Source organism: Streptomyces sp. NPDC048411, from assembly GCF_040704695.1.
Taxonomy (GTDB): domain Bacteria; phylum Actinomycetota; class Actinomycetes; order Streptomycetales; family Streptomycetaceae; genus Streptomyces.
Map to the genome: position 1 here is coordinate 1 of NZ_JBEZKL010000264.1, position 3,859 is coordinate 3,859.

Annotated in this window: 4 protein-coding genes; 2 read left to right on the forward strand and 2 right to left on the reverse strand. The window is 72.5% G+C overall.

Annotation, left to right across the window (positions count from 1 at the left end):
* Positions 1-59: 59 nt before the first annotated feature.
* Positions 60-740, reverse strand: a complete 681-nt coding sequence (locus tag AB0915_RS38565; protein ID WP_366695989.1) for an ABC transporter ATP-binding protein — start codon at positions 738-740, stop codon at positions 60-62.
* Positions 737-1,834: an FtsX-like permease family protein gene (locus tag AB0915_RS38570; protein WP_366695991.1), complete on the reverse strand. Its 1,098-nt coding sequence runs from the start codon at positions 1,832-1,834 to the stop codon at positions 737-739. Before AB0915_RS38570 ends, AB0915_RS38565 begins: the two co-directional genes overlap by 4 nt.
* A gap of 111 nt (positions 1,835-1,945) precedes the next feature.
* Here AB0915_RS38570 and AB0915_RS38575 point away from each other — a divergent pair, with 111 nt between their 5' ends.
* Positions 1,946-3,154, forward strand: coding sequence for a sensor histidine kinase (locus tag AB0915_RS38575; protein WP_366695993.1), 1,209 nt, complete (start codon positions 1,946-1,948; stop codon positions 3,152-3,154).
* Positions 3,151-3,786, forward strand: a complete 636-nt coding sequence (locus tag AB0915_RS38580) for a response regulator transcription factor (protein ID WP_366695995.1) — start codon at positions 3,151-3,153, stop codon at positions 3,784-3,786. The genes AB0915_RS38575 and AB0915_RS38580 overlap by 4 nt, the downstream gene beginning before the upstream one ends.
* Positions 3,787-3,859: the final 73 nt, after the last annotated feature.

Genomic DNA, 3,859 nt, shown 5'->3' on the forward strand with positions numbered 1-3,859 from the left:
CGGGGATTGCGGCCTCCCCCGCGACAGGGAGGAGCCCACTCCCTGTCGCGGGGAGGCCGTTAGCTGAGCACCGCTTCCGTCAGCCGCCCGTCCCGCATCACCACCGTCCGGTCGGTCCGTTCCAGATGCATCCGGTCGTGGGTGACCAGCACGGTCGCCGTCGACCGTTCCCGGGTCAGCGTGATCAGCAGGTCCAGCACCGCCGCGCCACGCTCGTGGTCGAGAGCGCTCGTCGGCTCGTCGACCAGGAGTACCGCCGGATCGTTCATCAGCGCCCGCGCGATATTGATCCGCTGGCGCTGGCCGCCCGACAGCTGGTGCGGTCTGCGGTCCGCCTTGTCGGCCAGACCGACCGCGTCGAGGAGCTCCAGCGCCCGCCTGCGGGCGCCGCGGGTGTTGCCGCCCGACAGATGCGTCATCACCTGAAGCTGTTCGGCGGCGGTCAGCGACGGCAGCAGGTTCGGCTGCTGGAAGACGATGCCGATCCGTTCGCGGCGCAGCTCCGCCTTCTCCGCGCGCCCGAGTCCCGCCGTCTCCCGGCCTGCGATCACGACCCGCCCCTCGTCCGGCGTGACCAGCGTCGCCGCCACCGCGAGGAGGCTGGACTTGCCGGAGCCGGACGGTCCGACGACCGCGGTGAGCGAGCCCTCGGGAACATCGAGCGAGACGTGGTCGAGTGCGGTGAGCCGGCCGTCACCGTCGGGGTAGGTGAGGGTGACATCGGCGAGGGTGAGGGTCATCGGGCACTCCCGAGTGCGGTGAGCGGGTCGACGGCGGTGATCCGCCGGATGGACAGCGCCGCCCCGAGGGCACCGAGGGCGATCATGACGGCGGACGGAACGAGGACGGTAGCCGCGTCGAGGACGAACGGCACGGCCCCGCCGCTGACCATCGCGCCGATGCCCGAGGCGAGCGCGGTCCCCAGCCCCGTACCGATCGCGAGCATGACGACGGCCTGCCCGAGCGCGTCGCGCAGAAGGTACGGGGTGGAGGCACCGAGTGCCTTGAGGACGGCGACGTCGCCGCTGCGCTGGATCGTCCAGACGGTGAAGAAGGCGCCGATCACCAGGGCCGAGATGGCGAAGAGGAAGCCGCGCATCAGCTGAAGCGAGCCGTTCTCGGCCTGGTAGGAGCCGATGGCGGTGAGTGAATCGCCGAGGGAGAGCGTGCTGGTGCCGGCCGCCTTGTCACCGGCGGCGAGGTCGGCGCCGCCGGTGGTGGTCAGGGCGATCACCGTGGCGTGCGGCGCGCCGCCCGTCCCGCTGTCCGCGAAGCGCTGCCAGTCGTCGAGCGAGGTCCACACGACCGGCGTATGGCTGTACGAGGCATCTCCCGCGACCGCCGCCACGCGCACCTCGAGGCGGCCGAGTCGCACCCGGTCACCGGCGGCCGCGCCGAGCTCGTCGGCGGCCTGCTCGGAGAGCACGATCCGCCCCGGGCCGACGCCCGCTCCGCCGGCCTTCGGGGCAAGGCCCGAGTCCTGCTCGACACCGAATGCCGAAACTGCGGCCGTCCGCTTCCCCCCAACGGTAGCGGCGTTGAGCGTACGGATGCCGAGGGGCTGCGCGGAACCGACGCCGGGCTGCTTCGCCCAGCTCCGCCACGCGCTCTCCCCGACGGTCGAGTTGGTGAAGGACACCGACTGGCCGTCGGGCGGGGCGGCGAACGCGAGGTGATCGGCGTTCAGCCCCGTGACGGCCGAGGTGTTCTCCCTGGCCAGGCCGGCCGTAAGACCGGACAACAAGCCCACGAGCAGCGTGATCAGCACCACGACCGTGCCCATGAGCGCGAACCGGCCCCTGGCGAACCGGAGATCTCTCCATGCGACGAACATGACTCCAGCCTCGGTCGGCCGGCCCGCGAAAACATCGCACGCCGGACGGGTCTGACATCAACCTTTCGATTGACCGGTCGCGGACGCCGCGCGTCTACGCTGGAACACATCATGGATTCGCGTTCGCACACTCCGGTCGCCGCCGCGCTGCGGCTCTGTCTGCACGCACTGCTGCTGGGACTGCTGGCGCTCTCCGCGGTGCCGGCCGTGAGACACGGCACATCGAGCGCGCCCGCCGTCGTCGCGCTCGCCTGCGTCATGGCCGCTGTCTACGTGGCGGGCGCGCTCGCTCCCGCCGTGCAGCCGCAGAACCGGGCGGCCGCCCTGTGGCTGTCGCTCCTCGGGGCGATCTGGCTCGCTCTTCTCGTCGTCTCGCCGGACGCCCTGTGGCTGGCCTTCCCGCTGTACTTCCTGCAGCTGCATCTGCTGCCGATGCGCTGGGGTCTGCCCGCCGTCGTCGTCACCGCGGCAGCTTCCATCGCCGGCTTCGTGGTGCACGGCGGGCCGATCACGCCCGGCGCGTTCATCGGGCCGCTGCTCGGTGCGGCGGTCGCGATCGCCACGGTCCTCGGGTACGACGCGTTGTTCCGGGAGAGCGAGCGGCGCCGCGAGCTGATCGAGGAGCTGGTCTCGACCCGAGCGGAGCTGGCCGTCGCCGAGCGCACGGCGGGAACGCTCGCCGAACGTGAGCGGCTGGCCCGCGAGATCCACGACACACTCGCGCAGGGCCTGTCCAGCATTCAGCTGCTGCTGCGCGCCGCCGAACGCACCCTTCCGTCGGACGCCCCCGCCACCGCGCATGTGCGCCGGGCCCGCGAAGCCGCGCAAGACAATCTCGCCGAGGCCCGCCGCTTCGTACGCGCCCTCACCCCGCCCGATCTGGAGAACGGTTCGCTCGCGGGCGCCCTCGAACGCCTCTGCGCGCGCACCACCGGACCGGATCTGGCGGTGCAGTTCGCGGTCAGCGGGACGCCGGTGGAGCTGCCGACGCCGTACGAAGTGGCGCTGCTCCGTACCGCCCAGTCGGCGCTGGCCAACACGGTGCAGCATGCCGGAGCCCGGCGTGCGGAGATCACGCTGAGCTTCATGGACACCTCGGTGTCGCTGGACGTCGTGGACGACGGCCGGGGCTTCTCGCCAGGCGCACCCCCGCTCGCGGCGGCCACGGAGACCGGCGGTTTCGGTCTCCCCGCCATGCGGTCCCGGGCCCGTTCGCTCGGCGGCGCGCTGAGTGTCGAATCGGCCCCCGGCCAGGGCACCGCCCTGGCGCTCACCCTTCCCCTCCCGCTCTCCGGACACGAAGAGAGGTCCGCCGCATGACCGCCACCCCCATCCGGCTGCTGCTCGCCGACGACCACCCGGTGGTGCGTGCGGGGCTGCGGGCCGTCCTCGACACCGAACCGGACTTCCGTGTGGTCGCCGAGGCCGACACCGCCGAGCGGGCCGTGGCGCTCGCGGCGACCGGCGAGTTCGACGTCGTGCTGATGGATCTCCAGTTCGGGACGGGCCTGCACGGCTCGGAGGCCACCGCGGCGATCACCGCGGTGCCCGACGCGCCCCGGGTCCTCATCCTCACCACCTACGACACGGACGCCGACATCCTGGCGGCCGTGGAGGCGGGCGCGAGCGGCTACCTCCTCAAGGACGCCCCGCCCGAGGAGCTGGCGGCAGCGGTACGCACCGCGGCGGACGGCCGCTCGGCACTCGCCCCGGCCGTCGCGCACCGGCTGATGGACCGCATGCGGACGCCCGCGGAGGCCCTGACCAAGCGCGAGCTGGAGGTGCTGCAACTGGTCGGTGAGGGACTGTCGAACCTGCAGATCAGCAAGGCGCTGTTTCTCAGCCAAGCGACGGTGAAGTCCCACCTGGTGCACATCTACGCCAAATTGGGCGTCGACTCCCGCACGTCGGCGGTCGCTGCGGCAACGGCGCGCCGCCTCATCCGCCGCTGACCGCCGGCCCGCGCTCCGCCCTCCCTTACGGCCTCCCCCACGATCGGGAGCGGGCTCCCGATCGTGGGGGAGG

Excerpts from the sequence above, each read along its gene's own strand:
- AB0915_RS38570 (WP_366695991.1), bottom strand. The coding sequence starts at position 1,834 with ATGTTCGTCGCATGGAGAGATCTCCGGTTCGCCAGGGGCCGGTTCGCG.
- AB0915_RS38580 (WP_366695995.1), top strand. The coding sequence starts at position 3,151 with ATGACCGCCACCCCCATCCGGCTGCTGCTCGCCGACGACCACCCGGTG.
- AB0915_RS38575 (WP_366695993.1), top strand. The coding sequence starts at position 1,946 with ATGGATTCGCGTTCGCACACTCCGGTCGCCGCCGCGCTGCGGCTCTGT.
- AB0915_RS38565 (WP_366695989.1), bottom strand. The coding sequence starts at position 740 with ATGACCCTCACCCTCGCCGATGTCACCCTCACCTACCCCGACGGTGAC.